26 protein-coding genes are annotated in these 25,793 nt (G+C 60.6%); 15 read left to right on the forward strand and 11 right to left on the reverse strand.

Annotated elements, in window-relative coordinates:
- Positions 1–16 precede the first annotated feature (16 nt).
- The 11 genes from ACSQ87_RS13905 to ACSQ87_RS13955 all read left to right on the forward strand — a co-directional run bounded on the left by ACSQ87_RS13905 (position 17) and on the right by ACSQ87_RS13955 (position 13,498).
- The gene (locus ACSQ87_RS13905) at positions 17–457 is read left to right on the forward strand and encodes a CBS domain-containing protein (protein ID WP_046046902.1); all 441 of its coding nucleotides are present in this window, start codon (positions 17–19) and stop codon (positions 455–457) included.
- Between the two features lie 790 nt (positions 458–1,247).
- The gene (locus ACSQ87_RS13910) at positions 1,248–1,691 is read left to right on the forward strand and encodes a CopD family copper resistance protein (RefSeq protein WP_046046915.1); all 444 of its coding nucleotides are present in this window, start codon (positions 1,248–1,250) and stop codon (positions 1,689–1,691) included.
- Positions 1,692–1,807: 116 nt separating this feature from the next.
- Positions 1,808–3,151, forward strand: coding sequence for a coproporphyrinogen III oxidase (locus ACSQ87_RS13915; RefSeq protein ID WP_223430121.1), 1,344 nt, complete (start codon positions 1,808–1,810; stop codon positions 3,149–3,151).
- Between the two features lie 22 nt (positions 3,152–3,173).
- On the forward strand, positions 3,174–4,562 hold the full coding sequence (gene hemN, locus ACSQ87_RS13920) for an oxygen-independent coproporphyrinogen III oxidase (protein WP_223430120.1): 1,389 nt from the start codon (positions 3,174–3,176) through the stop codon (positions 4,560–4,562).
- A gap of 291 nt (positions 4,563–4,853) precedes the next feature.
- Entirely contained in the window at positions 4,854–7,067 is a 2,214-nt protein-coding gene (nosR, locus tag ACSQ87_RS13925; RefSeq protein WP_223430119.1) for a transcriptional regulator NosR, read from the forward strand.
- 53 nt (positions 7,068–7,120) lie between these two features.
- Positions 7,121–9,043 carry a TAT-dependent nitrous-oxide reductase gene (gene nosZ, locus ACSQ87_RS13930; protein ID WP_411741486.1) on the forward strand — a complete coding sequence of 641 codons (1,923 nt, stop codon included), beginning with the start codon at positions 7,121–7,123 and terminating at the stop codon, positions 9,041–9,043.
- A 27-nt stretch (positions 9,044–9,070) separates the two neighbouring features.
- The gene (locus ACSQ87_RS13935) at positions 9,071–10,360 is read left to right on the forward strand and encodes a nitrous oxide reductase family maturation protein NosD (RefSeq protein ID WP_223430117.1); all 1,290 of its coding nucleotides are present in this window, start codon (positions 9,071–9,073) and stop codon (positions 10,358–10,360) included.
- Positions 10,357–11,280, forward strand: coding sequence for an ABC transporter ATP-binding protein (locus ACSQ87_RS13940; protein ID WP_223430116.1), 924 nt, complete (start codon positions 10,357–10,359; stop codon positions 11,278–11,280). Before ACSQ87_RS13935 ends, ACSQ87_RS13940 begins: the two co-directional genes overlap by 4 nt.
- A complete protein-coding gene (locus ACSQ87_RS13945; RefSeq protein ID WP_223430115.1) occupies positions 11,277–12,107 on the forward strand; it encodes an ABC transporter permease in 831 nt (276 codons plus the stop codon). The genes ACSQ87_RS13940 and ACSQ87_RS13945 overlap by 4 nt, the downstream gene beginning before the upstream one ends.
- A gap of 33 nt (positions 12,108–12,140) precedes the next feature.
- A complete protein-coding gene (locus tag ACSQ87_RS13950; RefSeq protein WP_223430114.1) occupies positions 12,141–12,644 on the forward strand; it encodes a nitrous oxide reductase accessory protein NosL in 504 nt (167 codons plus the stop codon).
- Between the two features lie 110 nt (positions 12,645–12,754).
- Positions 12,755–13,498 carry an SDR family NAD(P)-dependent oxidoreductase gene (locus ACSQ87_RS13955; protein ID WP_223430225.1) on the forward strand — a complete coding sequence of 248 codons (744 nt, stop codon included), beginning with the start codon at positions 12,755–12,757 and terminating at the stop codon, positions 13,496–13,498.
- 530 nt (positions 13,499–14,028) lie between these two features.
- Here ACSQ87_RS13955 and ACSQ87_RS13960 read toward each other — a convergent pair.
- From ACSQ87_RS13960 to ACSQ87_RS14010, 11 genes are all read right to left on the reverse strand, one after another.
- Positions 14,029–15,522 carry a nitrite reductase gene (locus ACSQ87_RS13960; RefSeq protein WP_223430113.1) on the reverse strand — a complete coding sequence of 498 codons (1,494 nt, stop codon included), beginning with the start codon at positions 15,520–15,522 and terminating at the stop codon, positions 14,029–14,031.
- Positions 15,519–16,358, reverse strand: a complete 840-nt coding sequence (gene cobA, locus ACSQ87_RS13965; RefSeq protein WP_223430112.1) for a uroporphyrinogen-III C-methyltransferase — start codon at positions 16,356–16,358, stop codon at positions 15,519–15,521. The genes ACSQ87_RS13960 and cobA overlap by 4 nt, the downstream gene beginning before the upstream one ends.
- A gap of 70 nt (positions 16,359–16,428) precedes the next feature.
- Positions 16,429–17,607 carry a heme d1 biosynthesis radical SAM protein NirJ gene (gene nirJ, locus ACSQ87_RS13970; RefSeq protein WP_223430111.1) on the reverse strand — a complete coding sequence of 393 codons (1,179 nt, stop codon included), beginning with the start codon at positions 17,605–17,607 and terminating at the stop codon, positions 16,429–16,431.
- A 206-nt stretch (positions 17,608–17,813) separates the two neighbouring features.
- On the reverse strand, positions 17,814–18,329 hold the full coding sequence (gene ahbB, locus ACSQ87_RS13975; RefSeq protein ID WP_223430110.1) for a siroheme decarboxylase subunit beta: 516 nt from the start codon (positions 18,327–18,329) through the stop codon (positions 17,814–17,816).
- Entirely contained in the window at positions 18,304–18,747 is a 444-nt protein-coding gene (locus ACSQ87_RS13980) for an Lrp/AsnC family transcriptional regulator (protein ID WP_223430109.1), read from the reverse strand. The genes ahbB (ACSQ87_RS13975) and ACSQ87_RS13980 overlap by 26 nt, the downstream gene beginning before the upstream one ends.
- Positions 18,740–19,255, reverse strand: a complete 516-nt coding sequence (ahbB, locus tag ACSQ87_RS13985; protein WP_223430108.1) for a siroheme decarboxylase subunit beta — start codon at positions 19,253–19,255, stop codon at positions 18,740–18,742. Before ahbB (ACSQ87_RS13985) ends, ACSQ87_RS13980 begins: the two co-directional genes overlap by 8 nt.
- Positions 19,252–19,710: an Lrp/AsnC family transcriptional regulator gene (locus tag ACSQ87_RS13990; RefSeq protein WP_223430107.1), complete on the reverse strand. Its 459-nt coding sequence runs from the start codon at positions 19,708–19,710 to the stop codon at positions 19,252–19,254. Before ACSQ87_RS13990 ends, ahbB (ACSQ87_RS13985) begins: the two co-directional genes overlap by 4 nt.
- A 1-nt stretch (position 19,711) precedes the next feature.
- Complete coding sequence (locus tag ACSQ87_RS13995; RefSeq protein ID WP_223430106.1) at positions 19,712–20,890, reverse strand: cytochrome D1 domain-containing protein; 1,179 nt, start codon at positions 20,888–20,890, stop codon at positions 19,712–19,714.
- On the reverse strand, positions 20,887–21,210 hold the full coding sequence (locus tag ACSQ87_RS14000; RefSeq protein ID WP_436275090.1) for a c-type cytochrome: 324 nt from the start codon (positions 21,208–21,210) through the stop codon (positions 20,887–20,889). The genes ACSQ87_RS13995 and ACSQ87_RS14000 overlap by 4 nt, the downstream gene beginning before the upstream one ends.
- 19 nt (positions 21,211–21,229) lie before the next feature.
- Complete coding sequence (locus ACSQ87_RS14005) at positions 21,230–21,544, reverse strand: c-type cytochrome (RefSeq protein ID WP_056739447.1); 315 nt, start codon at positions 21,542–21,544, stop codon at positions 21,230–21,232.
- Positions 21,545–21,568: 24 nt separating this feature from the next.
- Positions 21,569–23,260: a cytochrome D1 domain-containing protein gene (locus tag ACSQ87_RS14010; RefSeq protein WP_411741484.1), complete on the reverse strand. Its 1,692-nt coding sequence runs from the start codon at positions 23,258–23,260 to the stop codon at positions 21,569–21,571.
- A 199-nt stretch (positions 23,261–23,459) separates the two neighbouring features.
- Here ACSQ87_RS14010 and ACSQ87_RS14015 point away from each other — a divergent pair, with 199 nt between their 5' ends.
- The 4 genes from ACSQ87_RS14015 to ACSQ87_RS14030 all read left to right on the forward strand — a co-directional run bounded on the left by ACSQ87_RS14015 (position 23,460) and on the right by ACSQ87_RS14030 (position 25,790).
- The gene (locus tag ACSQ87_RS14015) at positions 23,460–24,263 is read left to right on the forward strand and encodes a CbbQ/NirQ/NorQ/GpvN family protein (protein WP_223430104.1); all 804 of its coding nucleotides are present in this window, start codon (positions 23,460–23,462) and stop codon (positions 24,261–24,263) included.
- Complete coding sequence (locus tag ACSQ87_RS14020; protein ID WP_056739450.1) at positions 24,247–24,834, forward strand: cytochrome c oxidase subunit 3 family protein; 588 nt, start codon at positions 24,247–24,249, stop codon at positions 24,832–24,834. Before ACSQ87_RS14015 ends, ACSQ87_RS14020 begins: the two co-directional genes overlap by 17 nt.
- A 10-nt stretch (positions 24,835–24,844) precedes the next feature.
- Complete coding sequence (locus ACSQ87_RS14025; RefSeq protein WP_223430103.1) at positions 24,845–25,102, forward strand: cytochrome C oxidase subunit IV family protein; 258 nt, start codon at positions 24,845–24,847, stop codon at positions 25,100–25,102.
- A 247-nt stretch (positions 25,103–25,349) separates the two neighbouring features.
- Positions 25,350–25,790 (forward strand): c-type cytochrome, encoded by a 441-nt coding sequence (locus tag ACSQ87_RS14030; RefSeq protein ID WP_008156283.1) that lies wholly within the window; start codon positions 25,350–25,352, stop codon positions 25,788–25,790.
- The last annotated feature ends 3 nt before the right edge of the window (positions 25,791–25,793 follow it).

Consider the following 25,793-nt stretch of genomic DNA (forward strand, 5'->3'; position numbering starts at 1 on the left):
CGCATCGGAGGCATTTATGAAAACAGCCGCACAATTGCTGAAACTCAAGGTCGTGCAAAACCGCCAGGTGCATAGCATCGCGCCGGATGAGATGGTCCTTGAAGCGCTGAGGATCATGGCTGAAAAGAACGTGGGCGCGCTTCCGGTGATCGAAGCCGGGCAGGTGGTCGGCGTGATCAGCGAGCGCGACTATGCGCGCAAGGTCGTTCTGCAGGGGCGCTCTTCGGTTGGTACGCCGGTGCGCGACATCATGAGCGCGCCTGTGGTGACGGCTGACAGTCAGCAGAGTATTGAGCGTTGCATGGCGGTTATGACTGACAGCCATCTGCGTCATCTTCCGGTGATGGAGGGTGGCGAACTGATGGGGCTGTTATCGATTGGGGATTTGGTTAAGGAAGCCATTGTTGAGCAGGCGGATTTGATTCGGCAACTGGAGCATTACATTCGCGGGCACTAGACCGGTCAGCGCCACTAAGGTTGGAGTACATATCCGTTTCTGCGGTGTTGGCTGATTACGGTTTCGCTTTTACAGCGACTCCCTTTTGCAGACGCCCAAAAGGAAGCAAAACGCTTTGCCCCTCCATTCGGTGCCTCGCCTAGGCTCGGCATGCCCTCACTCCGGCATTGCTCCGGGGGCGGCTACCGCGGCATCCTTGCCGCGGTGCCCCCTGCGCAACGCCTGCGTTCGGCCTCTGGGAAAGGGGCAACAGATCAAAATCAAAAGCAACGGCAACGGCAAGATCAACAGCTTCGCGAGCAAGCCCGCTCCCACATAAAGCAGATCGGCGTACAACTTTCGCTCCTCACCACTCAACAGGCCGAGCGTTAGCTCGCCTGCAGCTTTTGATCTGGATGCACCGCACCCTCGAGAGGCCGAGTGGAGGTTCTGCGCAGTGGGCAACCCGGCATGGATGCCGGGTTAGCCGCCCCCGGCCATGGATGGCCGATGGCGGCGGGCCCACGGAGCAGGACCGGAGCGAGGGCATGCCGAGCCTAGGCGAGGCACCGAACGACAGGGGCAGAAGCGCTTTGGTTACTTTCGCGCTTTTCGAAAGTGACCCGCCGTAAGGGCGGAACCCTAAGCAGCCATCACCGCAGAAACGGATATGCACACGGTTTTGCGGCTTTCTTGATCGGTATCAACCGCATAGCCCGACGGTCTCTGTAGTCTCCAGAGACCGACAGCCAGTGCGCTCACCCCAATGTTCGCCGTAGCGCGGGTTGCCTTGACCCAAGGCGAAAACACCATGATCTATCCGCTGATTCTGACCTTGCACCTGTTTGCCGCGCTGATCTTCATCGGCACGGTGTTCTTCGAAGTCCTGTTCCTGGAAAGCATCCGCAAACAGTTACCCGCCAGGGTGATGCTGCTGGTGGAGCAGGGGATTGGCCGCCGGGCCCGCTCGCTGATGCCGTGGGTGCTGCTGGTGTTGTTCGGGGCGGGGCTGGGCATGGTCTGGTTGCGCTACTTGCCAGCCCTGGCCTCACCACTGGCCTCATCGTTCGGCACATTGCTGGCGTTGAAAATTGCGGTGGCCGTGAGCGTGCTGCTGCATTTCCTCGGCGCGATGTTTTTGTTCAAAAGCGGCCGAATGAGCCCGCGATACCTGCACTTCATCCATGGCAGCCTGTTTTGCCACATGGTCGTTATCGTGCTGCTGGCCAAGGGCATGTTTTACCTGACATGGTAATCGGGGCTGACCGGTGGTCCGTTGTGCAGACACTTCGCTTGCGCTTGACGCAAATCAAGGAGCATTGATGGTTAAACCCGGAGACTGTAAATCCGTAGCCAGTCTCGGAGACCGTCATGCTCGATTTACTTCACAACCCAGGCGAGATCGCCCGGTGCGATCAAGGCGTGCTTGACCCTAACTGTCATGCCGACACGCAAAAATTTCATGACGGTATTGGCTCTCTGGACCTGCTTCGTGCATTGCGCGTCAGCCGCCAGAAGTGCCGTCCGCTGTCCCTGAATGTGCAACTGCCTTCCAGCCTCAAGCCGTCTTCCTGTTCCCCGCGAGATATCGCCGGCGAGCACAACGGTATCGAGCAGTACCTTCAGCACCTGGAGCGTGAAATCGACCTCGTCGGTTGTCACCTGGGCGCGGAGCAACGGGTCGAGCAGTTTCATCTGGGCGGCGGAACACCCGCGCCTGCCCATCTGGAGCGGCTGATGAGTCATCTGCGTGGCCGGTTCAATTTTCTCGAACATGAAGGCGGTGACTACAGCGTCGAGGTCGACCTTCACCATACCGACTGGTCGACCATGGGGTTGTTGCGCAATCAGGGATTCAATCACGTCAGCATCGGCGTGCCGGATATAGACGCCGACTGTGACAGGTCGGTGGCCTGCTACCAGAACCCGGCGCCGATCCAATCGCTTATGGACGCGGCGCGCACCTTTGGTTTTCGATCCATCAACGTCGATCTGGGTTTTGGCCATGCCTGGCAGACGCCAGACAGTTTTGCGCTGAAGCTGGCGAGCATTATCGAGCTGGAGCCGGACCGGCTGATGGTGTTCGATTATGCCCGGCCACCACGGCGCTATCGGCCGGTGCTCGGTGACAAAGTCAGAGCACTGTGCAGCCAGAACGATAAAGGCGCGATGCGCCAGATCTGTTTCGAGCAACTGCTTTGTGCGGGTTATCACTACATCGGCTTGGGGCAGTTTGTCCGGCCTGATGATGATTTGGCGGTCGCCCAGGAGCGAGGCCGGTTGCGCCGTACCTGTGAGGGTTTCTCCCGTCACGGCTATTGCGATCATGTCGGGTTCGGCTTGGGCGCGATCAGCCAGATCGACGATTTGTACACGCAAAACACCGACGGGATTGAACGCTATCAGCAGCAACTGGATATGCGGCAACTGCCGACGTGTCGAGGCTGGCGCTTCGAGGCGGGGGACCAGATCCGGCAAATGGTCATGGAGCGTCTGGCCTGCGATCAGGAGCTGGATATCCGCGCTATCGAGAGGCGCTACGGACTGGTTTTTTCCAAGTACTTCTCCGCCGTCTGGCCGTTGCTGGAGCAATTGAGTCGGGACGGGTTGATTGAATTGTCAGACCGTTTCATCAGCATCCTTCCCGCCGGTCGGCCGGAAGTGGATGCCATCTGCAACCTGTTTGAAAAGGATTTGGGCGGTGCGAAGCATTAATCCCATTGCGAGTTGATCGATCATGAACACGACATTTGATTTCAATCGCGCCCTGGTCGAAAAGTACGACCGCCCAGGGCCGCGTTATACCTCTTACCCCACGGCGCCGCAGTTTCATCAGGCGTTTGCCGTTGACGACTATCAGCGTGCCGCCCGCGACAGCAATCAGGTGGCCGCGCCGAAACCGTTATCGGTGTATATCCACATCCCGTTCTGCAAAAGCCTTTGTTACTACTGCGCCTGCAACAAAATCATTACCCAGAAAACCCATCGCGCCGTCGAGTACCTGAAGTACCTCAAGCGTGAAATCGCGATGCAGGCGGCCTTGTTCGACAGCACCCGCAAGCTCACTCAGTTGCACCTGGGGGGCGGCACGCCGACCTATTTGACCAGCGAGCAGCTGGCGGACCTGATGGACTGTCTGCACCAGGCGTTCAACATGGATGACAGCGATGACCATGAGTTCTCCATCGAGGTCGACCCGCGCACCATCAGCACCGAGCAGATTCAGTCGCTGCGCCAGTTGGGCTTCAATCGCCTGAGCTTCGGCGTGCAGGATTTCGACCCCGACGTGCAGGCAGCGGTCAATCGACTGCAAAGTGAAGAGCAGATTTATGCGCTGGTCGCTGCGGCGCGCGAGGCGCAATTCAAGTCGATCAGCGTCGACCTTATCTACGGTCTGCCTCTGCAAACCGTGCAGAGTTTCGACGTCACCCTGAGCAAGATCATCGCGCTGCGTCCGGACCGGATTGCCGCCTACAGCTACGCGCATTTGCCGGAGATGGTCCGCGCACAACGGCTGATTCGCCCCGCCGACATGCCGCCACCGGAGCGCAAACTGGAACTGCTCGAGCTGACCATCCGCCGTCTGACCGAGGCCGGTTACGTCTATATCGGCATGGACCATTTCGCCTTGCCGGATGACGAACTGGCGCTGGCGCGGGCCAATGGCACCCTGCAGCGTAACTTTCAGGGCTATTCCACCCATGCCGACTGCGATTTGATCGGCCTTGGGGTGTCGTCGATCGGCAAGGTCGGCGACAGCTACAGCCAAAGCGTCAAGGAGCTTTCGCAGTACTACGCGCGTATCGATCAAGGGTTGTTGCCGGTGCATCGCGGTTACCGCTTGAACGCCGACGACCTGCTGCGCCGCGAGGTGATCAGCGACCTGATGTGCCATGGCCGTATCGCGTTCGACAAGTATGAGACGCGGCATGGCATTCGCTTCACCGAGTACTTTGCCGAGGCGCTGGCACAGCTGGGCGAGCATGTGCGCGATGGGTTGCTGCAGATTCACCGCGACGAACTGGTGCTGTTGCCGCAAGGGCATTTGATGATGCGCAGTGCCGCGATGGCGTTTGACGCCTATCTGGGTGGAGAGCAAAAAGGCCAGTTTTCACGCACGGTTTGAGACACTGGAGCCTAATGCTGATCAGTTAATAAATTGCAGACAAAACACGCTCTTTGTAGCAGCTGTCGAGCCCCAGCGAGGCTGCGTTCGGCTGCGAAGCAGTCGTAAAACTGACGGCACGGTGTTCCTAAAGCTCCGCATTGTTTAATTTCACGACTGCTACGCAGCCGAACGCAGGCTTCGCCAGCTGCTACAAGGTTTGCGTTGCGGCAGATATGGTTTAACTGGTCTTCCTGGGCTAATTTCTTAAGTTGATTTCAATCAAGGGCAGGGGGCGCAACGCTCCCTAACATGACCGAAAGCCCTTTTGAAATCAGCGAACCCATGACAATCCATCAGCCTTCGATACACGGCAACCTGCGCGCCTGGGGCGTCGGGCTGGTGGTCCTGCTGATGTTGATACTCGCCACCTTCGAAGGAGCGCAGGCCAAGCAGTACGGCGACATCGAGCAGCAGCGCATCGAGAAAACCTTCCCTCAGACCGATTCCGTTTCCGCCCCCGAAGGCCGGTTCAAGGTGCGCACGCTGTCCGCCGCCGGCAAGGTCATCGGTTATGTGTTCCAGAGCCTGGACGTGGTGGATATTCCGGCCTACTCAGGCAAACCGATCAACACTCAAGTGATTCTCGACACGACCGGCATGATTCAGGATGCCTATGTGCTGGAACACCACGAGCCGATTCTGCTGATTGGCATTCCTGAGGCAAAACTTCACGGCTTCAGCGCCAAATACAAAGGCGTCAAGGTCAGTCAGCGGGTCGTCGTCGGCCATTCCAGTGACCCGAACGCGGTGACCGTCGATGCGATTGCAGGGGCCACCGTCACAGCGATGGTAGTCAACGAGGTCATCATGCGCGCCGCCCACGAGGTGGCCGTATCGCTGAAGTTGATCGAAGACACGGCCGGTGTGGCGCGCAAGCCCGCCACCGTGCGCCAGGACTTTTTCGAGCCCGCCACCTGGGAACAACTGACCGGCAACGGCGCCATCCGCCGCTTGAACCTGACCCGTGGCCAGGTCGACGCCGCCTTCAAGGGCACTGATGCCGAAGGCGTCGATAACGCCAGCGCCGATCAAGTTGATGAGACCTTTATCGAGCTCTACACCGCCGACCTGAATCCGCCGACCATCGGCCGCGCGCTACTGGGCGACAGTCAATATCGCTTCCTCATGCAAGACCTCAAGCCGGGCGAGCAAGCCATCGCGGTGCTGGGTCGTGGGCTGTTTTCCTATAAGGGCTCGGGGTACGTGCGCGGCGGGATTTTCGATCGGGTGCAATTGCGCCAGTTCGGCAACGTCATCAGCTTTCGCGACATGGACCATCAGCGGCTCTCGGATGTGTTTGCCAAAGGCATGCCCGAGTTCACTGAGATGTCGATTTTCGTTGTGCGCGAACCGGCGAAGTTTGATCCGGGATCGCCCTGGTCTCTGGAGTTATTGGTACGTCGCCAGACCGGCCCGGTCAGCGGCACGTTCAGCAGCTTCGAACTGGCCTATCAATTGCCCGAGCCCTACCTTGAGCGGCCACTGCCCAGCGCCGAAGAACTGGCCGCGCTCGAGGAAGCCAGCCGGCCGATGTGGTTGACCATCTGGTACCAGAAATCCTTCCAGATCGCCGTACTCGGGACTGCGTTGTTGCTGCTGACGGCGATCCTGTTCCTGCAGGACACCTTCACCCGCCGGCCGCATTTTCTGCACTGGCTGCGCCGCGGTTACCTGATCTTTACCGTGGTGTTTATCGGCTGGTACGCGCTGGGGCAGTTGTCAGTGGTCAATGTCCTGACCTTCGCCCATGCGCTGTTCGATCACTTCCGCTGGGAGCTGTTTCTCACCGATCCGCTGATTTTCATGCTCTGGGTCTTCGCCGCGGCCAGCATTCTGCTGTGGGGCCGTGGCGTGTTCTGCGGCTGGCTGTGCCCGTTTGGCGCTTTGCAAGAGTTGATCAACGAGGCCGCGCGCAAGCTGAAAATCCCTCAATACGAATTGCCCTTCGCCGTGCATGAGCGGCTGTGGGCGATCAAATACATCATTTTGCTGCTGCTGTTCGGCATCTCCCTGGAGTCGATGTCCACCGCCGAACTGTTCGCCGAGGTGGAACCGTTCAAGACCGCCATCACCCTCAGGTTCGACCGCCAGTGGTGGTTCGTGCTCTACGCGGTGGCGCTGCTGGTCATCAATATTTTCACGCGCAAAGTCTATTGCCGCTACATCTGCCCGTTGGGTGCGGCGCTGGCGATTCCGAGCAAATTTCGCCTGTTCGACTGGCTTAAACGCCGTAAAGACTGCGGCACGCCCTGCCAACTGTGCGCCAAGGAATGCGAGATTCAGGCGATTCATCCCGATGGCCGGATCAATGCCAACGAGTGCCACTACTGCCTCGATTGTCAGATGACGTATCAGAACGACAACAAATGCCCGCCGCTGATCAACAAGCGCAAGAAGCGCGGCAAACCGGCACCCACCGCTGCGCAACTGATACCTGTCGTGGAAGTGACCGCTCTGGAATGAACCCCGCGAGCGCCTGTCCGCAGTGACCGTTTTTATCCCTTCAAGGAAAACACCTGATGAACGACACAGAATCCAAAAAAACCGCTGAAGTGCCGGAACCGACCGGCCTCAGTCGTCGCGGCTTCCTGGGCACCAGCGCGGTGACCGGCGCGGTACTGGCCGGTGCCACGGCCATCGGCGGCGCGGTGTTCACCCGTGAAACATGGGCGGCAGCGGCCAAGGACGCGCAACTGAAAACCCACGTCGGGCCGGGCGAACTGGACCAGTACTACGGTTTCTGGAGCGGCGGCCATCAGGGCGAAGTGCGGATCATGGGCATTCCGTCGATGCGCGAGTTGTTGCGTGTTCCGGTGTTCAACGTCGATTCCGCCACGGGTTGGGGCCTGACCAACGAAAGCAAACGGATCATGGGCGACAGCGCGCATTTCCAGAATGGCGACTGCCACCACCCCCATTTGTCGATGACCGATGGCAAGTACGACGGCAAATACCTGTTCATCAATGACAAGGCCAACAGCCGCGTTGCGCGTATCCGTCTGGACATCATGAAGTGCGACAAGATGCTCACCGTGCCCAATGTGCAGGCGGTTCACGGGCTGCGCCTGCAAAAAGTGCCGCACACCAAGTACGTGTTCGCCAATGCCGAATTCGTGATTCCGCACCCCAATGACGGCAGCACCTTCGACCTGCAGGACAAGAATAGCTACACCATGTTCAACGCCATCGATGCCGAGAAAATGGAGATGTCCTTCCAGGTCATCGTCGACGGCAACCTGGACAACACCGACGCCGACTACACCGGCAAGTATGCCGCTTCGACCTGCTACAACTCGGAGAAGGCCTACGACCTGGGCGGCATGATGCGCAACGAGCGCGATTGGGTAGTGGTGTTCAACATCCCGCGCATCGAAGCGGCGATCAAGGCTGGCAAGTTCATCACCCTCGACGGCTCGAAAGTGCCGGTGGTCGACGGTCGTAAAACCGAAGGCAAGGACAGCGCGTTCACCCGTTACATTCCGGTGCCGAAGAACCCCCACGGCCTCAATACCTCGCCCGATGGCAAGTACTTCATTGCCAACGGCAAGCTCTCACCGACCTGCACGATCATTGCCATCGCCAAGCTCGACGATCTGTTCGACGACAAATTCAAGGACCCGCGTGACGTGGTGGTCGGCGAACCGGAACTGGGGCTGGGCCCGCTGCACACCACCTACGACGGCCGCGGCAATGCCTACACCACGCTGTTTATCGACAGCCAGGTGGTGAAGTGGAACGTGGAGGAGGCGATTCGCGCGTACACCGGCGAGAAGGTCAACTACATCAAGCAGAAACTCGATGTGCAGTATCAGCCGGGCCACAACCATGCGTCGCTGACCGAAACCAGCGAGGCCGACGGCCAATGGCTGATGGTGCTCAGCAAGTTTTCCAAGGACCGCTTCCTGCCGACCGGCCCGCTGCACCCGGAAAACGATCAGCTGATCGATATCTCCGGTGAGGAAATGAAACTGGTGCACGACGGCCCGGCCTTCGCCGAACCCCACGACTGCGTCATGGCCCGTCGTGACCAGATCAAGACCAAGAAAATCTGGGACCGCAACGACCCGTTTTTCGCCGAAACCGTGGTCATCGCCGCGAAGGACGGGATCAAGCTGGAGACCGACAACAAGGTCATCCGCGACGGTAACAAAGTCCGCGTCTACATGACCTCGATGGCTCCGGCCTACGGCCTGCCGGAATTCACCGTCAAACAGGGCAACGAGGTCACGGTGACCATCACCAACATCGACCAGATTGAAGACGTGACCCACGGCTTCGTGATGACCAACCATGGCGTGAGCATGGAGATCAGCCCGCAGCAGACCTCATCGATCACCTTCATCGCCGACAAGGCCGGCCTGCATTGGTACTACTGCAGCTGGTTCTGCCATGCGCTGCACATGGAAATGGTCGGCCGCATGAAGGTCGAGAAGGCCTGACCGTTGCCCATCGACAGGAGCGAAGCAATGACTGATAGCAAGGGAAACCCGGTGAAGGTCATTGCGCTTGCGCTCCTGTTGATGTCCGGCAGCGCGCTGGCGGTGCAACCCATCACCACGCTGCCGTTAACGGTGGACGCCGATCAACGCTGGCACCTGCCGGCCGGGGAATACCGTGGTTCGTTCAGCGTCGATCAATCGATGCAGATTGTCTGCGAGCCGGGCGCGGTATTTCAGGGCGAGGGGCAGGGCAACGGTTTGATCATCAATGCGCCGGATGTCGGCATCGAGGGCTGCACCTTCCTGGACTGGGGGCACGACCTCACCGCCATGAATGCAGCGGTGTTTATCCAGCCGAAAGCCCATGGCGCAGTGATTAAAGGCAATCGCCTGCAGGGTAAGGGTTTCGGTATCTGGGTCGACGGTACGCAGGATGTGAGCCTGATCGACAACCGCATTCAGGGTGATCCGACGATGCGCTCGCAAGATCGCGGCAACGGCATTCATCTGTATGCCGTGCATGGCGCCAAGGTCATTGGCAACCAGGTGCGCGACACTCGCGATGGCATCTACATCGACACCTCCAACGGCAACCTGCTGCAGGGCAATACCCTGGAAGACCTGCGCTACGGCGTGCATTACATGTTCGCCAACGATAACCAGCTGATCGGCAACACCACCCGCCGCACCCGCACCGGCTACGCCTTGATGCAAAGCCGCAAGCTCACGGTGATCGGCAATCGCTCCGAACAGGATCAGAACTACGGGATCCTGATGAACTACATCACCTATTCAACCTTGCGTGACAACTTCGTCACTGACGTGCGCGACGGCTCGACCGGCGACAGCATGATCAGCGGTGCCGAGGGTAAGGCGCTGTTCATCTACAACTCGCTGTTCAACAGCATCGAACACAACCACTTCGAACACAGCGCCGTGGGTATTCATCTCACCGCCGGCTCGGAGGACAACCGCATCGCCGACAACGCTTTTGTCGGCAATCAGCGGCAGGTCAAGTACGTCGCCACCCGCTTGCAGGAATGGTCGGTGGATGGCCGGGGCAATTACTGGAGCGATTACCTGGGCTGGGACCGCAACAACGATGGCCTCGGCGATATCGCCTACGAACCCAACGACAACGTCGACCGTCTGCTGTGGCTGTACCCGCAGGTGCGGCTGTTGATGAACAGCCCCGGTATCGAGTTGCTGCGCTGGGTGCAACGGGCCTTTCCGGTGATGAAATCGCCGGGGGTACTCGACAGTCATCCGCTGATGAAGTCATCCACTCAAACCCTGTCCCAGGAGCCCACCTCATGAACGTCATCGATATCGAAGGCGTCAGTCAGCGCTACGGCTTCACTACGGTGTTGCATAAGCTCAACCTCAGCCTGGCGGAAGGTGAAGTGCTGGGTTTGTTCGGGCACAACGGCGCGGGCAAGACCACCAGCATGAAGCTGGTACTTGGCCTGCTCCAGCCCAGCGAAGGGCAGGTCAGGGTGTTCGGCCGTTTGCCCAGTGATCCGCATGTGCGGCGCATGCTCGGTTATCTACCGGAGAACGTGACGTTTTACCCGCAGCTGAGCGGTCTTGAGACCTTGCGCCATTTTGCGCGGCTCAAAGGCGCCGCGTCCGCTCAGGTGGACGTACTGCTGGAGGAAGTCGGCCTGGCCGGTGCGGCGCATCGGCGGGTCAAGACCTACTCCAAAGGCATGCGTCAACGTCTGGGGCTGGCGCAAGCGCTGCTCGGCGAGCCGCGTTTGTTGCTGCTCGACGAACCGACGGTTGGCCTCGATCCGATCGCGACCCAGGACCTTTATCGGTTGCTCGATCGCCTGCGCAGCCAGGGCACCAGCATCATTCTCTGTTCTCACGTGTTGCCCGGCGTCGAGGCGCATATCAACCGCGCGGCGATTCTGACCCAGGGCCGCCTGCTGGCCCTCGGCAGTCTTCGCAGTTTGCGCGAGGAAGCCGGGTTGCCGACGCTGATTCGCGCCAACGGCCTCAAGCACGCCGGACCCTTGCAGCAACGCTGGAACAACGCCGGGCACGTCACCGAACGCTGGGACGTCGAAGGGCTTGAAGTGGCCGCGCTCAATGGCAGCAAGCTCGGGCTGTTGCGCCAACTGCTCAATGAAGACGAACCGGCCGACGTGGAAATCCATCAGCCGTCTCTGGAAGATATTTACCGCTACTACATGAGCCGGGCCGGTGCGGCGTCGATCGGGGAGGCCGTATGAACGCTGTCTGGAACATGGCCCGCAAGGAATTCAGTGACGGCTTGCGCAATCGCTGGTTGCTGGCGATCAGTGTGTTGTTCGCGGTGCTGGCCATCGGCATCGCCTGGCTGGGCGCCGCAGCTTCCGGGCAGTTGGGTTTCACCTCGGTGCCGGCCACCATCGCCAGCCTCGCCAGTCTGGCAACGTTTTTGATGCCGTTGATTGCGTTGCTGTTGGCCTATGACGCCATCGTCGGCGAGGACGAGAGCGGCACGTTGCTGTTGTTGCTGACGTACCCCTTGGGTCGCGGGCAGATTCTGCTGGGCAAATTCGTCGGCCACGGGTTGATCCTGGCGCTGGCGACACTGATCGGTTTCGGCTGCGCCATGCTGGCCATCGCCGTGCTGGTGGACGATGTCGAACTGAGCCTGCTGCTCTGGGCCTTTGGCCGGTTCATGGCGTCGTCGACGTTGCTGGGCTGGGGGTTTCTGGGGCTGGCCTATGTGCTGAGCAGTGTGTCCGCCGAGAAGTCTACGGCGGCCGGACTGGCGCTGGGTGTCTGGTTCTTCTTCGTGCTGGTGTTCGATCTGGCTTTGCTGGCGCTGTTGGTGCTCAGCGAAGGGCAGTTCAACCCCAAAGTCCTGCCTTGGTTGCTGCTGCTCAACCCCGCTGACATCTATCGCCTGATCAACCTCTCCGGTTTTGAGCCTGGCGCCAGTACCGCGGGTGTGCTGACGCTGGGCAGCGATTTGCCGATGCCGGGCTCGATGCTCTGGCTGTGCCTGTCGCTGTGGGTGGTGGTGCCATTGGGCTCGGCCTGGCTGTTGTTTCGTCGCCGGGCGACATGAATTTTCACTTTGATAGTTTTGGAGCAGTTGACGATGAACACCTTTTATCTGATGACGGTGCGCGCGGTGGCGGGCCTGATGATGTGTCTGTTGCTGACGGCTTGTGACAATCCAGCGCAAGCCACTTACAGCGACACCGCCGCAGCCTTTCATCCCAGTGATGAATGCCATGTCTGCGGGATGATCATCAATGGATTCCCGGGGCCCAAGGGCGAAGTGGTCGAGCGGGCCGGGGTCAAGAAGTTCTGTTCCACGGCGGAAATGATCGGTTGGTGGTTGCAGCCGGAAAATCATCATGGCAATGCAAAGCTGTATGTCCACGACATGGGCCGCAGCCCGTGGAATGCGCCGGATGACGCCCACCTGATCGATGCCAAAGACGCGTTCTACGTGGTCGGCACGCAACTCAAAGGCGCCATGGGCGTGGTGCTGGCGTCGTTCTCCAGTCGCGAGGCCGCTGAAAAGCTAGCCGCTGAACAGGGCGGTCGCTTGCTGCGGTTCAGCGAGATCACTCCGGCGCTGCTGCAGCAACACTAACGCCGTCGAAAAAGCCTGATCGCCGTCAAGTCGGTTTTTTTCTTCCTGCTCGAAGATAGGGGCTCGCTATGTCCCCAGTGCTTGGCATCCGTGATGCCCAGGAGAAAATGATGAAAACCGAGTTTCAGGACCGTTTGGCGGTGGTCACGGGTGCCAGCTCCGGGATTGGCCTGGCACTGTGCGCCGCGTTGTTACCGCGCGGGGTCAAGGTGCTGGCGATGTCACGGACCCCGGGTGAACTGCCGACGTTGCAGCAGATCTACGGTGAACGGTTGCAGTGGTTTGCCGGGGACGTCACGAGTCAGCAAGACCTGCGCGAGCTGACCGAGCGCGCTGCGGCGATTGGCCCCGTGGACTATCTGGTGCCCAACGCGGGCATCGCCGAAATGGCGGACAGCCTGGATATGCAGGCCTTTCAGCGCCAGTGGGCGGTTAATGGTGCCGGGGCGTTGAATACGCTGGCGGCGTTGCGGGGTGAATTGGCGAACCCGGCGTCGGTGGTGTTTGTCGGGAGTTTCCTGACCGGTTCGAGCTTTCCGGGGTTGGCTGCGTGCATTGCCAGCAAGGCTGCTTTGGCGGCTCAGGCGCGGACGTTGGCGGTGGAGTTCGCTAGCTTTGATGTGCGCATTAATCTGGTCTCGCCGGGGCCGACGGCGACGTCGATGTGGGATAACCTGGGGTTGAGCGATGGGGAGCTTGGCGATGTTGCCGACACGCTTGGTAAACGTCTGTTGCCGGGGCACTTTCTTGATGCGGCGGCGGTGGCTAATGTGATTGTTTTTCAGCTGTCGCAGGGGGCTCGGGGTGTTTATGGTCAGGACTGGAAGGTTGATAACGGTTATACCTTGGGCTGAATATTTACGTTCGGAGTACATATCCGTTGCTGCGGTAACGGCGGCTTAAGGTTCCGCTTTTACAGCGGGTCACTTGGAAAAGCGCCAAGTAACCAAACGCTCTTGCCCCTGACGTACGGTGCCTCGCTGTGGCTCGGCATGCCCTCGCTCCGGTCCTGCTCCGTGGGCCCGCCGCCATCGGCCATCCATGGCCGGGGGCGGCTACCGCGGCATCCTTGCCGCGGTGCCCACTGCGCAGAACCTGCGCTCGGCCTTCCGACGGGGCAGATCAGGATCAAGATCAAAAGCCAAAGCAAAGCAAAGCGATCATCAACGGTTACACCTTGAACCAGAACGCAAACCTGTGGCGAGGGAGCTTGTCGGATCGCCGCACCGTCCCGCTCGGCTGCGTAGCAGTCGTAAACCAGCGCATGCGTTTGATCTGAGTCTACCCAGTGACTGATCTTAGGGCCGCTGCGCGCCCCAGCGGGAGCAAGCTCCCTCGCCACAAGTGCAATGTGATCTCGGTGTTTCGGGTGGGGGCATAAAGGTTAGTGGGACGTGCCCTCAGCAAACTCAATCTTGTTCCCCACGTTGTACTTACCCGAAGGCTTGTTCATCGGAATGCGTTTGATCTCCTTGAGAGAGTTGCTGTCGTAAACAATCAGCGCACCGTCGGTGGCCCAAATGCTCAACAGCAGGAAACGGCCATCCCGGGTGAACTCAACATGAGCGGCGGTTTTCCCGGGCATCGGGCGCAAGGTGTGGGCAATTTCCAGGGTCTGTTTGTCAATCAGGTGGATCGCATCGTTGTCAGGCCCGAAGAACACATCGCTCCAGGCATACCGCGAGTTGACATGACTGCGCATGAAGAAACCCGGCCCCAGTGTCGGGATTTCCTTGATCAGTTTCCAGGTCTTGAAGTCGATGACCGAGATCAACCCCTTGCTGATATTCGGCGTGGCGAACACCCACTCACCGTTGCGTTTCCAATAGGTCCCCGAGCCTAAATGCGGCATGCCCGGCAGCGGGATGTCGGTGACCACCTTGCCGCTGTCGAGGTCGATCACCTGACCGCCCTGGGCCTTGCGCGACGTCGCCAGCAGCTGTTTGTAGTCCGGCGAAAAGGAGAAATCGTCGAGAACGTCCCCGGCAGGGATCCGCCGTGGTTGGAAATCCGGTGTGCCGGCCCAGGACAGTTCCCAGACTTCCTTCACGTCCTTGAGCGCCACGATGAAACTGTCGCGCGGCGGGGCGGAGTAGACCGCGCTGACCCGTGACGCAGTACCGTCCTGACCAATCGTGGGAATGGTTTTGACCAAAGACAGATCGCGGGCATCGAGCACCACCACATTGCCGGGCAAATAGTTGCCCACCAGCACCCAGCGTCCATCCTTGCTCACCGCCAGGTTACGGGTGTTGAGCCCGGCGCGAACTTCGGCGATCAGTTTCAGATTGTGCAAGTCATACAGGCTGATCCAGCCGTCACGGGAGGCGAAATAGACGAAGCGCCCGTCCGGCGAGAACTTCGGCCCGCCATGCACGGCGAAGTGCGAAGCAAACCGCGCCAGCACCTCAAAGCGGTCACCGTCGAGGATGTCGATGTGATGGTCGCCGGCTTCCACCACCACGAACAGGTTCAGCGGGTCGGCGCCATGCTGGGGCGTGGTCGGCAATTTGCTGAGGTCCGCGAGCATCGTGTGACTGCCGAGAATGTCGTCATTGCTCCAGGTGGGCGGGGTGGCGGGCGGTTGCTGAAGGTAATCCACCAGCGCATCGATCTGCGCGGGGCTGAACACGTTGGCATAGCCGGCCATCTGGCTCGCGGGGCGACCGTTCTGGATCACGCTGCGAATTTCATCGGGTTTGATCCGGCTGAGACTCTCCGGTAACAACGCCGGCCCCGCACCACCAAGACGGTTGACCCCGTGACAGCTCTGGCAATGCTGCTGATAGTTTTCCGCGGCGTGTTCCAGTGCCGGAACCGCTGCGCCGGCATGCGCCGCACTGATCCATAACAGGTGGGCAAGGACGATGCGCCTCATATCGCCACCTTGGCGTGGCGTTGCAGCGCTTGGGCCGGGTAAAGCCGTGCCGGGTATTCCAGTTGTTCTGTGCCAAACAGATCGACCACCGTGCCGATCACCGTCAGCGTCGGAATGCCCGGTGGACAATCCAGCGCCAGGGTTGGCAATTGGTGCAGCTTGCCACGGGCGACGTGCTGGTCAGGCCGCGTGCCGTTGCTGATCAGCGCCGCCGGTGTATCGGCCGACAGCCCGGCTTCGATCAAGCGTTGAGCGATGATCCCCAGGTTCGACAAGCCCATGTAAAACACCAACGTCTGGCTACTGTCGGCGAGGCTGCTCCAGGGCAGCGACAACTCGCCATCGCGTTGCAAATGGCCGGTGATGAACCGGCAGGAATTGACCAGGTCGCGGTGGGTCAACGGTATGCCTGCGTAGGCGCTGCAGCCGGACGCGGCGGTGATGCCCGGGACCACCTGGCAGTCGATGCCGCGTTGCAGCAGGTACTCCAGCTCTTCGGCGCCTCGACCAAAAATGAACGGGTCGCCGCCCTTGAGGCGGACCACGCGCTGCCCTTGATCGGCGAGGTCGGCCAGCAGTTCGTTGATCTGTTCCTGGGGCAGGCTGTGGCAGCCGCTGGCCTTGCCGACGTAATGGCGGGCGCAGGTCAGGGGAATCAAGCTCAGCAGTTCGGCGCTGATCAGTCGGTCATAGACCACGGCGTCGGCCTGCATCAACAGGCTCCAGGCGCGCAGGGTCAGCAGGCGTGGATCGCCGGGGCCGGCGCCGACCAGGGCAACTTCGCCCGGCCGGAACGGGGACTCAAGTGTGGCCGGTATAGCAATCGATGGAGGCATGGGACGTCCTTGGTGCTTCATCAGGTTGACCGGCCCCAGCCTTTGTCAGGTGGGTGGCCGGACGGGCTATTCAGTAGGTGATGCAAGGGATGTTTACTGACGGCGGAATGCCGATTTCGTCATCGCTGAGGTGGCAACCGGGGTCCTGGCCCCACAGATCACCCTCGGCCCAGGCGCGGGTTCGGGTGTTGCCGTTGCAGATGGGCAACCAGCGGCATTGCGCGCAACGACCACCGACAGCGCGGGGATGCTCACGCAGGCGCGATAGCAGGGCATCCGGCTGATCCAGCCACAACGTGCGGAACGGCGTGCGCCGGACATTGCCCACCGAGTGCTGCCACCAGTAGGTGTCCGGATGCACTTCGCCGGTGTTGTCGATGTTGGCGATGCCGCTGCCGGAGGCGTTGCCACCCCAGGCGCGGAGCATGTTTTCCAGGCGTGGGTAATGCTCGGGAAGACGAAGGCCTGCCCATTGCAGCAGCAGAATGGCGTCGGCATCGTTGTTGCCGCTGACAAAATCGCTGTCGCAGCCCTGTTGGATGTCTTCCCAGGCGCGCTCAAAGATCAGCGTCATGGCCTCGCGGCTCATCTGCTGGTGCGCGTCGAGTTTGCGACTGCGCTTACCGCGACCGCTGTAGTTGAGGTGCGACAGATAAAACTTCTGCACGTCGTACTCGCGCATCAGCGCCAGTAACTGAGGCAATTGCGGATGGTTTTCCTGGGTCAGGGTGGTGCGCAGCCCGACGCGAATGCCCTGTTCGCGACAGAGCCGGATTGCCTGCATGGAACGTGCAAAGCTGCCCTTGAGTTGGCGGAAGGCGTCATGGGTGGCTTCCAGGCCATCGATGCTGATCCCGACGTAGTCGAAATTCGCCGCGCTGATCTGCGCGATGTTGTGCTCATCGATCAGCGTGCCGTTGGTGGACAACGCCACAAAGAAACCCTTGGTCCGGGCGTAGGCACTGAGCACAAACAGATCCTCGCGCAACAGTGGTTCGCCACCGGAAAGAATCAACACCTTGACGCCGGCATCGTGCAGGTCATCGATCACGGTCAGCGCAGCGGCCGTCTCCAGTTCGTCGCGAAAGACACTGTCGGCCGAGGTGGCGTAGCAATGTTTGCAAGTCAGGTTGCAGCGCCTGAGCAGGTTCCAGATCACCACCGGCGCCCGAATGCTGCCCGGTGGACTGGTTCTGGGCGCAGGCGCCTGGCCGGCCAGCGCACGCAGGTATTGGCTGATCCTCAACATGCAACTCTCCTTGAGTCGGGAACGTGTTCAGCGTGAAGCAACAGTCAAACGCAAGCCTGATACCCGTAGCAGCTGTCGAGCTTGCGAGGCTGCGTTCGGCTGCGCAGCAGTCGTGAAATCAGGCAGTGCGGTGTTTCAGATAAACCTCGCACACCGGTTTTACGACTGCTTCGCAGCCGAATGCAGCCTCGCAAGCTCGACAGCTGCTACAAGGTCTGCGTTGAACTGACTGGCGTTAAACGCAAGCCGGTTTTTTTCAGGATGCGGCTGCTCACCAGCATCTCGTCGGCCGCACAGGCGTCGCCCAGCAAGTAGCGCAGGTGCTCGCGGTAGCTGTTGATTTCATCGCTGCTGCGGCCGTGAACCATGGCGAACAGGTTGTAACGCCAGTCGGTTCGGCGCGGACGGCGATAGCAGTGGCTGACAAAGGGTTGCGCGCCGATCAGCGCGCCGAGGCGCGGCATGTCGGTGTTGCGTACATCCCAGACCGTCATGCCGTTGTGGCGATAGCCCAGTCGGTAGTGATTGGGCACGGCGGCAATCCGCCGAATCGCGCCCTCGGCTTGCAAGCGCTTGAGCAGATCCAGGGTGGCTTCGATGTTCAGCCCCAGCTGTTCGGCGAGCCACGCCCACGGATCGTCCAGCAGCGGCAGACCGGCCTGGGTCAACACGATCAGGCGCTGGACGAGGGTGTCTTCAGGCCGGGAAATACAGACCGACATGGTAGGTCTCCTCTTTGGGCAGGTTGAGCGGCGGCAGGCCGGTCAGGGTTTCGATGCGCTGCAGCGTCTCGGCGATGCCTTGTTCGGTCGCGCAGCCGAGCACGAACCACATATTCCAGGCGTGCTCGCGTCGATAGTTGTGCGCCACTTCAGGCAGGCCCTGCAGTTGCTCGGCGACGTCTTCAAAACGTTCTTCCGGCACCGCCAGCGCGGCGAGAGTGAAGGCGCCGCCCAGCCGTTCGATGTCGAACATTGGGCCGAAGCGGGTGAGCATTCCGTCATCGAGCAGGGCATGCAGTCGATCGAGCAGTTCAGTGCTGCTGCTCTCCAGTTCGGCCGCCAATACCCGCCAAGGGTGGCGCACCAGCGGCAGGCCCAGTTGCAAGCGGTTGATCAGGCGACGGTCGAGGTCATCCATGGGTCGGTGCTCCTGTGCGCGAGGGCGCAAAGCGTCCGCCGCACTGCTTGAAGACCTGGGTGCTGAACAGCAATTGATGGGGCAGGTCGCTCAGCAGATGCTCTTCCAGCAATGCCTGGATCTGCGCCTCCACCTGCTCACGTTGACGCCCGTGCACCATGCAAAACAGGTTGTACCGCCACTGCGGCAAGCGCCGTGGCCGCTGATAGCAGAGGGTAATGCCGGGCGCTCGCCCCAGGCGCTGGCCGACTTCGTCGATCAGCGCATCGGGAATATCCAGCACCAGCATGGCGTTGGCGGTAAAACCCAGCGCGCGATGGTGCAGCACCAGGCCGATACGGCGAAACAGCCCTTGTTCGCTCCACTGGCGCATTTGCTCGAGCACCTGGTTTTCGTCGGTGTTTATCCGTTCGGCGAGTTCCTGATAGGGGCGTGCTACCAGCGGCAATCCGCCTTCGAGGTGCCGACGCAGCGCCAGCGCTTGTTGGGGGCTCAATCCGGGCTTCATGATTTTTCTCCCAGGGCAAAGCCGAGATCGATGCGGTAGGCGGTCAACATCGGCAGGTCCAGCGGCATGAGGCCGGTGTCGTTCTCCAGTTCTTTGAGTACGCGGTCGATGTGTTGGCGATCAGGGGCGGTCAGCACAAACCACAGGTTGTAGAAATGCTCCCGTGCGTAGTTGTGATTGACCTCCGGGTACTGACTGACGCGATCGGCCACCTGTTGCAGGCGTTCGGCGGGTACGGCGAGGGCCGCGAGGGTGCTGGCCCCGGCGCGGCTGTGTTCGAACACCGGACCGATGCGTGAGAGGGTGCCGGCCTGATCCATTTCTTCCAGGCAGGCCATCACTTGAGATTCGCGGCAACCGAGAATCCTGGCCATCTCCTTGTACGGTGACGGGCACAGCGGCATGCCGTGCTGGAAGCGGTCGATGAGTTGGCGACTGAGCAGTTCAAGGTCCATTTCAATACCCCATTTTTTGTGCACGACTGCTGAAGAAGATGCCGCTCGGCGCACTGGCGGGCAGGGTGCTCAGCAGCTTCAGGCGGTACGGATCCCAGATTTGAAGCTGATTGCCGTCGCGTAACGACAGCCACAGCTGGTCGCCGCGTGCGGTGAATTCCATGTGCAGCACCGCTGGTCCTGGCTTCAGATCCGCGACCACGGTATGGGTTTCGGTGTCGATGACCTGAACCCGATCGTTGTCCGGGTAGGCGAAATTGACCCACAGCTGCCGACCGTCCGGGCGCGAGGTGACGAATATCGGTTGACCGGCGACCGGGATCACCGCGGTCTGCTGCCAGGTGCGCGAATCCATCACCAACACCTGATGACGGCCAACGGCAGGCACGAAGGCCTGGTTATCGGCGACGGCCCAGCCCTCCAGGTGCGGCATCTTGTAGACCGGGAGTTTCGCCTGGCCGCGTCCGTAGTCGCCGAGTACTCGTTGCACCCCGCGCTCCGGATGCCAGAGATCGAGTTGGGCCATGCCGTCTTCGCCGAACAGGCCGGCCATGTAATAGCGCCCATCGGGAGTAATCAGGGCGTCGTAGGGTTGCTGGCCGATGCCGGTGAAACGGCTGATCTGCGGTGTGCTGCCCTGACTGAAATCGGCGGTCCAGATCTCGCCGGTATCGAACAGGCTGAACACGAAACGTTGCCCCGGCGCGTCGACCAGGCCGACTACACGGGAGCGCTTGCTGCCATCGGCCAGGGGCGTCGCCGGAATATCGGCCACCAGTTGCAGGGTGTCGGCATCGAACACCTTGACCCCACCGGGCACGTAGTTGGACACCGCGATCAACTTGCCGTCCTGACTGATGGCGCCGCCAATGCTGTTGCCGCCCTGGATGACGCGATGATCGATACGCCGGGTCAGCAAATCGATTTTGCTCAACCCGCCGTCGCGGCCGAATACATAGGCGTAGCGCTGGTCACGGGAGAACACCACCGAGGCATGGGAAAGGTCGCCGAAACCCTCGAGTCGGGCCAGCGCGGTGTGGGTGTCGCTTTCAATGATTTGCACGCTACCGGTGGCGCGCTCCACGACCACGCCCAAGTCGCCGGTGCCACGCAACGGTGGCTGAACGCAAGCGGACAACAACAGCCCGGTCGCCGCTGACAGCAGGATTGAACGGATCATGGTGCGGGATATCCCTGGAGAAGAAGATCGACCAGCCAACGGATGTCGTCGGGGCTGAGCAACGGGGCCCAACCGGGCATCGCGGTGCCAGGCCGGCCTTGGGTGACGGTGGCAATCAGGCTGTCCCGTGATTTGCTGGCCAGCGCTGCGCGCGTCAGTTCCGGGCCCAGCCCGCCAGTCAGGTGCAGCCCATGGCAGGCGCCGCAGTCCTGGGTCAGCAGGTGTTCGAGTTGCGCCTGACGCTGGGCGTCCGGCGCTGCAACCGCGGTTGCGGAAATGAGGAGGAGGGCCGCCAGAATCACAGCGTATCGATAAACCATCATGGCGCCCTCCAGGCGGTTATTTGAGTGTCAGTACCCAGGTCGCGAGAATTTTTGCTTCTTCTTCAGTCACCGGGTTGGCCGGCATGGGCATCGGGCCCCAATTGCCTTGTGTGCCGTTCTTGATGTGGCCGGCCAGGGTGTCCACGGCCCCGGGTACGCCAGCGTTCTTGGCCGCCACATCCTTGAGCGCCGGGCCGACAATCTTGGTGTCGATCGAGTGGCAGGCTGCGCAGGGTTTGCTCTTGAACAGCTCCAGCGCGTCTTGGGCCATGGCCGGCTGCACACTCAGCGCAGCGGTCAGGGCGAACAGTGAGAACAGAGTATTTTTCATGGTGTTTCCTTGCATTGATGGAGCTCAATAGATGTCGTGTTGGGTGTTGTAGACGTTGAACTTCCCGGTGGGTGTGATCAGTCGTTTGTCCTTGATGACTGACTTGAGCTTCAGTGTTTTGTCGTCGATCACCACCAGCGCCGACTCGTCTGCCTGGCCGCTCCAGACGGAGAACCAGACTTCATCGCCAGCCTTGTTGTATTCCGGTTGCACGACACGCATGGCGCCTTGCTTGATGCCGGCGTATTCAGCGATGGGCAGCACGGTGTAGCCGGCGTCGAGTTTGTCGAGGTTGAACACCGCCACCGATTGGCTGAGCTTGGCGTCCGGGTTGAGGGTGGTGTCGACGTACAGGTGGCGAGACTTGGGATGGGTTTTGATAAACAGCGAGCCGCCGCCCTGGCCTTTGAGTGAGCCGACCTGCTTCCAGGCGTATTGCGGGTGTTTGGTCGGGTCGGTGCCGATCAGCGAGATGCCGTCATCACCCAGATGACTGGTGGCCCAGACCGGGCCGTAGGTCGGGTGATTGAAGTTGGCGCCGCGACCCGGGTGAGGGGTTTTGCCGACGTCCACCAGCGCGGTCAACTTGCGCTCCTTGGAGTCGATCACGGCAACCTTGTTGGAGTTGTTGGCGGCGGTCATGAAGTAGCGGTGCGTGCTGTCCCAACCGCCGTCATGCAGGAAGGGTGCTGCGTCGATGTAGGTGACGGTGAGGTTTTTGATGTCCTGGTAATTGACCAGCATGACCTTGCCGGTTTCCTTGACGTTGACGATGAACTCCGGCCATTCGTGGGAGGCGATGATCGCCGCGACCCGGGGTTCCGGGTGATATTCCTGCTTGTCGACGGTCATGCCGCGGGTCGAAACAATCTGTTTCGGTTCCAGGGTTTCGCCATCCATGATGGTGAATTGCGGCGGCCAGTAAGAACCGGCGATGGTGTATTTGTCTTCGTAGCCCTTGAACTTGGAGGTCTCGACCGAGCGCGCCTCGATGCCCACTTTGACTTCGGCGACCTTGGTCGGCTCGACCGGCCACAGGTCGATCATGTCGATCCGCGCGTCTCGACCAATCACCAGCAGGTAGCGACCTGAGGCAGAGATCCGCGAGATGTGCACGGCATAACCGGTCTCGATGAGTTTGACGATTTTCTTGCTGTCACCGTCGATCAGGGCGATCTTGCCGTCATCGCGTAACGTCACCGAAAACAGGTTCGGCAGGTTGAGTTTGCTCAGCTGCTTCTTCGGACGATCCTCGGGTTTGACCAGCACTTTCCAGGTTTTCAGCGTCTCGGCCATGCCCCATTCCGGTGGCGTCGGCGGCGTGTGCTGGATGAACTTGGCCATGACCGTGATCTGATCCTTGGTCAGCGCATTGGACGTCCCCCAGTTCGGCATGCCCGCCGGTGAGCCGTAGGTAATCAAGGCCTCCAGATACGGTTGCCCGCGGCTCTGGGTAATGTCCGGTGTCAGCGGTTTGCCCGTGGCCCCTTTGCGCAAAACACCGTGGCAGCCGGCGCAGCGCTGGAAGTAGATTTCCTTGGATGAGTCGAACTCGGCCTGGCTCATGTCGGGAGCGCCGGCGGTTTTGACCATGGGCGGATTGGCCGCAGCGGCGGCGGGCTCTTCAGCGCTGGCGGCATGACTCACCGCCAGGGCCAGTGCCGAACACAGCGTGGTCAGGGTCAGGGCAAACGTTTTTCTATTGCTGATCAGCATTCCATTTCTCCTCAGGCAAGACCTTTGCGATGTGCTGAAACGGCAGCGCAGAACGCAGGTTCTTAGTGCCGTGCAAGGCTATGCCCGAGCAGGCCAATGTTCGCTTGACGACGATCAAGTTTGCCGGCCATCTCACTTGCCAGGTTGTCGCAGGGGCCCGTAGCGTGTTCCTTGAATCCGCTTTTGGAACAGGCAGCCCATGGACCGTATCCAGTCTTGCGAACACCCGATCGAACCCTTCTACCAACCGCTGAATAATGAGGAGGCGCTGTTCGAACAAGCCTGGCGACACGGCATGCCGGTGCTGATCAAAGGCCCGACAGGGTGCGGCAAGACCCGTTTCGTCCAGCACATGGCCCATCGGCTGAAACTGCCGCTGTACACCGTGGCTTGCCATGACGATCTGAGCGCAGCCGACCTGATCGGCCGTCACCTGATCGGTGCCCAGGGCACCTGGTGGCAGGACGGACCGCTGACTCGCGCGGTGCGTGAAGGCGGCATCTGTTACCTCGACGAAGTGGTCGAGGCGCGCCAGGACACCGTGGTCGTACTGCATCCGCTGGCCGATGATCGTCGGGAGTTATTCCTGGAACGCACCGGCGAAGTGCTGAAGGCGCCGCCGTCATTCATGCTCGTGGTGTCTTACAACCCCGGCTACCAGAACCTGCTTAAAGGCATGAAACCCAGCACCCGCCAACGCTTCGTCGCGATGCGCTTCGGCTATCCGCCGGTGGCCGATGAGGAACGCATCGTTGCCCGGGAGGCTCAGGTGGACAACGCGCTGGCGGCGCAAGTGGTGCGGCTGGGCCAGGCGCTGCGCCGGCTCGATCAACATGATCTGGAGGAGGTCGCCTCAACGCGACTGCTGATTTTCACGGCGCGGATGATCCGCTCCGGCATGACCCCGCGTGAGGCCTGCATGGCCTGCCTGGCCGAGCCGCTGAGCGATGATCCGCTGACCGTTGCTGCGCTGATGGACGTGGTTGATGTCCACTTCGGCTGAGTCCACGGGCTTCTCGCGCCGTCACTTGCCGGGCGATCTGGCGATGTGGTTTTTCATTCTCGCCGAGTTGTCGGTGTTCGCCATCCTGATCCTGGCGTTCGCGGTGACCCAGGCGCTCAAGCCGCAGATGTTCAGTGAAAGCCGTCTGTTGCTGAACACCTCAACCGGCTTGGCGATGACCCTGAGCCTGCTCACCGCGGGCCTGTTCGCCGCGCTGGCGCAGGAGCAGGTCAGGCGCTCACGATCCCGCCACGGCGCGGTCTTCCTGCTGATGGCATTGCTCGCCGCCAGTGTCTACGTGGTGCTGAAACTCACGGAATACCGGCACTTGCTGGCCTCGGGGCTGGGCATGGAGCACAACACGTTTTTCACGTTGTACTGGATCCTTACCGGTTTTCATTTTCTCCACGTAGTGCTCGGCATGGTCATTCTCGGATGGCTGGCCGAGCGCTGTCGCCGTGGCCTGTACGACGCCAACACGCGCAGCGGGTTTGAATCCGGCGTGTTGTATTGGCACATGGTCGATCTGATCTGGGTCATGCTGTTTCCGCTGGTCTATGTGCTGAGTTGACGAGGTTCTCATGACTGTTTCCAGGGTTTTGCTCGTCTGTTGGGCCGCGCTCGCGACGTTAAGCGTCTGCACCGTGGTGCTGGCCCAGGCCGGTGCGACGTGGTTGCTGTCGATTGCCATCTTGATGGTGGCGGTCGGCAAGGCGTGGCTGATCACCGATGGCTTCATGGAGATGCGCCACGCGCCGAGACTGTGGCGGCGATTGATGTTGAGCTGGGCGCTGGTGTTGGCGGCGGTGGTAGGCCTGACATTGGTGTTATTCCGCTGAAGGAATACAGCCCGTAAAACACCGCGATTCCAATGTGGGAGCGGGCTTGCTCGCGAAGGGGCCGTCACATTCAACATCCCTGTTGACTGACGCTCCGCCTTCGCGAGCAAGCCCGCTCCCACATTGGATCTCCGTCAGCCATACGATCTATACCCGACCATAACCATCTGACTTTCTTGATCGCCATCAAGCAGGTTTCAACCCTTCGCTTCCTATGATGGACGGGCCTAGCAAAGAGGAAGCGATCATGTCAGACACCTTCACCAAAGGCATGGCCAGGAATATTTACTTCGGGGGAAGCATCTTCTTCTTCCTGATATTCCTGGCTTTGACCTATCACACGGAACAGACCTTTCCAGAGCGCAGCAATGAAGCGCTGTTAACCGAATCAGTCGAGCGCGGCAAGTTGGTCTGGGAGCAAAACAACTGCATCGGCTGCCACACGCTGCTGGGCGAGGGCGCCTACTTCGCGCCTGAACTGGGCAACGTGTTCCAGCGTCGCGGCGGAGAGGCGGGTTTCAAACCCTTCCTGCACGCCTGGATGAAGATGCAGCCACTGGGCGTACCGGGCCGTCGCGCGATGCCTCAGTTCAAGTTGAGTGACCAGGAGGTGGATGACATCGCCGAGTTCCTCAAATGGAGCTCGAAAATCAACACCAATGGCTGGCCGCCAAACAAGGAGGGCTAAGCG

This window comes from Pseudomonas sp. LjRoot277 (assembly GCF_964253845.1).
Taxonomy (GTDB): domain Bacteria; phylum Pseudomonadota; class Gammaproteobacteria; order Pseudomonadales; family Pseudomonadaceae; genus Aquipseudomonas.

Coding starts and splice junctions, on each gene's coding strand:
- ACSQ87_RS13905 (WP_046046902.1), top strand. CDS start 17: ATGAAAACAGCCGCACAATTGCTGAAACTCAAGGTCGTGCAAAACCGC.
- ACSQ87_RS13910 (WP_046046915.1), top strand. CDS start 1,248: ATGATCTATCCGCTGATTCTGACCTTGCACCTGTTTGCCGCGCTGATC.
- ACSQ87_RS13915 (WP_223430121.1), top strand. CDS start 1,808: ATGCTCGATTTACTTCACAACCCAGGCGAGATCGCCCGGTGCGATCAA.
- hemN (WP_223430120.1), top strand. CDS start 3,174: ATGAACACGACATTTGATTTCAATCGCGCCCTGGTCGAAAAGTACGAC.
- nosR (WP_223430119.1), top strand. CDS start 4,854: ATGACCGAAAGCCCTTTTGAAATCAGCGAACCCATGACAATCCATCAG.
- ACSQ87_RS13935 (WP_223430117.1), top strand. CDS start 9,071: ATGACTGATAGCAAGGGAAACCCGGTGAAGGTCATTGCGCTTGCGCTC.
- ACSQ87_RS13940 (WP_223430116.1), top strand. CDS start 10,357: ATGAACGTCATCGATATCGAAGGCGTCAGTCAGCGCTACGGCTTCACT.
- ACSQ87_RS13945 (WP_223430115.1), top strand. CDS start 11,277: ATGAACGCTGTCTGGAACATGGCCCGCAAGGAATTCAGTGACGGCTTG.
- ACSQ87_RS13950 (WP_223430114.1), top strand. CDS start 12,141: ATGAACACCTTTTATCTGATGACGGTGCGCGCGGTGGCGGGCCTGATG.
- ACSQ87_RS13955 (WP_223430225.1), top strand. CDS start 12,755: ATGAAAACCGAGTTTCAGGACCGTTTGGCGGTGGTCACGGGTGCCAGC.
- ACSQ87_RS13960 (WP_223430113.1), bottom strand. CDS start 15,522: ATGAGGCGCATCGTCCTTGCCCACCTGTTATGGATCAGTGCGGCGCAT.
- cobA (WP_223430112.1), bottom strand. CDS start 16,358: ATGCCTCCATCGATTGCTATACCGGCCACACTTGAGTCCCCGTTCCGG.
- nirJ (WP_223430111.1), bottom strand. CDS start 17,607: ATGTTGAGGATCAGCCAATACCTGCGTGCGCTGGCCGGCCAGGCGCCT.
- ahbB (WP_223430110.1), bottom strand. CDS start 18,329: ATGTCGGTCTGTATTTCCCGGCCTGAAGACACCCTCGTCCAGCGCCTG.
- ACSQ87_RS13980 (WP_223430109.1), bottom strand. CDS start 18,747: ATGGATGACCTCGACCGTCGCCTGATCAACCGCTTGCAACTGGGCCTG.
- ahbB (WP_223430108.1), bottom strand. CDS start 19,255: ATGAAGCCCGGATTGAGCCCCCAACAAGCGCTGGCGCTGCGTCGGCAC.
- ACSQ87_RS13990 (WP_223430107.1), bottom strand. CDS start 19,710: ATGGACCTTGAACTGCTCAGTCGCCAACTCATCGACCGCTTCCAGCAC.
- ACSQ87_RS13995 (WP_223430106.1), bottom strand. CDS start 20,890: ATGATCCGTTCAATCCTGCTGTCAGCGGCGACCGGGCTGTTGTTGTCC.
- ACSQ87_RS14000 (WP_436275090.1), bottom strand. CDS start 21,210: ATGGTTTATCGATACGCTGTGATTCTGGCGGCCCTCCTCCTCATTTCC.
- ACSQ87_RS14005 (WP_056739447.1), bottom strand. CDS start 21,544: ATGAAAAATACTCTGTTCTCACTGTTCGCCCTGACCGCTGCGCTGAGT.
- ACSQ87_RS14010 (WP_411741484.1), bottom strand. CDS start 23,260: ATGCTGATCAGCAATAGAAAAACGTTTGCCCTGACCCTGACCACGCTG.
- ACSQ87_RS14015 (WP_223430104.1), top strand. CDS start 23,460: ATGGACCGTATCCAGTCTTGCGAACACCCGATCGAACCCTTCTACCAA.
- ACSQ87_RS14020 (WP_056739450.1), top strand. CDS start 24,247: ATGTCCACTTCGGCTGAGTCCACGGGCTTCTCGCGCCGTCACTTGCCG.
- ACSQ87_RS14025 (WP_223430103.1), top strand. CDS start 24,845: ATGACTGTTTCCAGGGTTTTGCTCGTCTGTTGGGCCGCGCTCGCGACG.
- ACSQ87_RS14030 (WP_008156283.1), top strand. CDS start 25,350: ATGTCAGACACCTTCACCAAAGGCATGGCCAGGAATATTTACTTCGGG.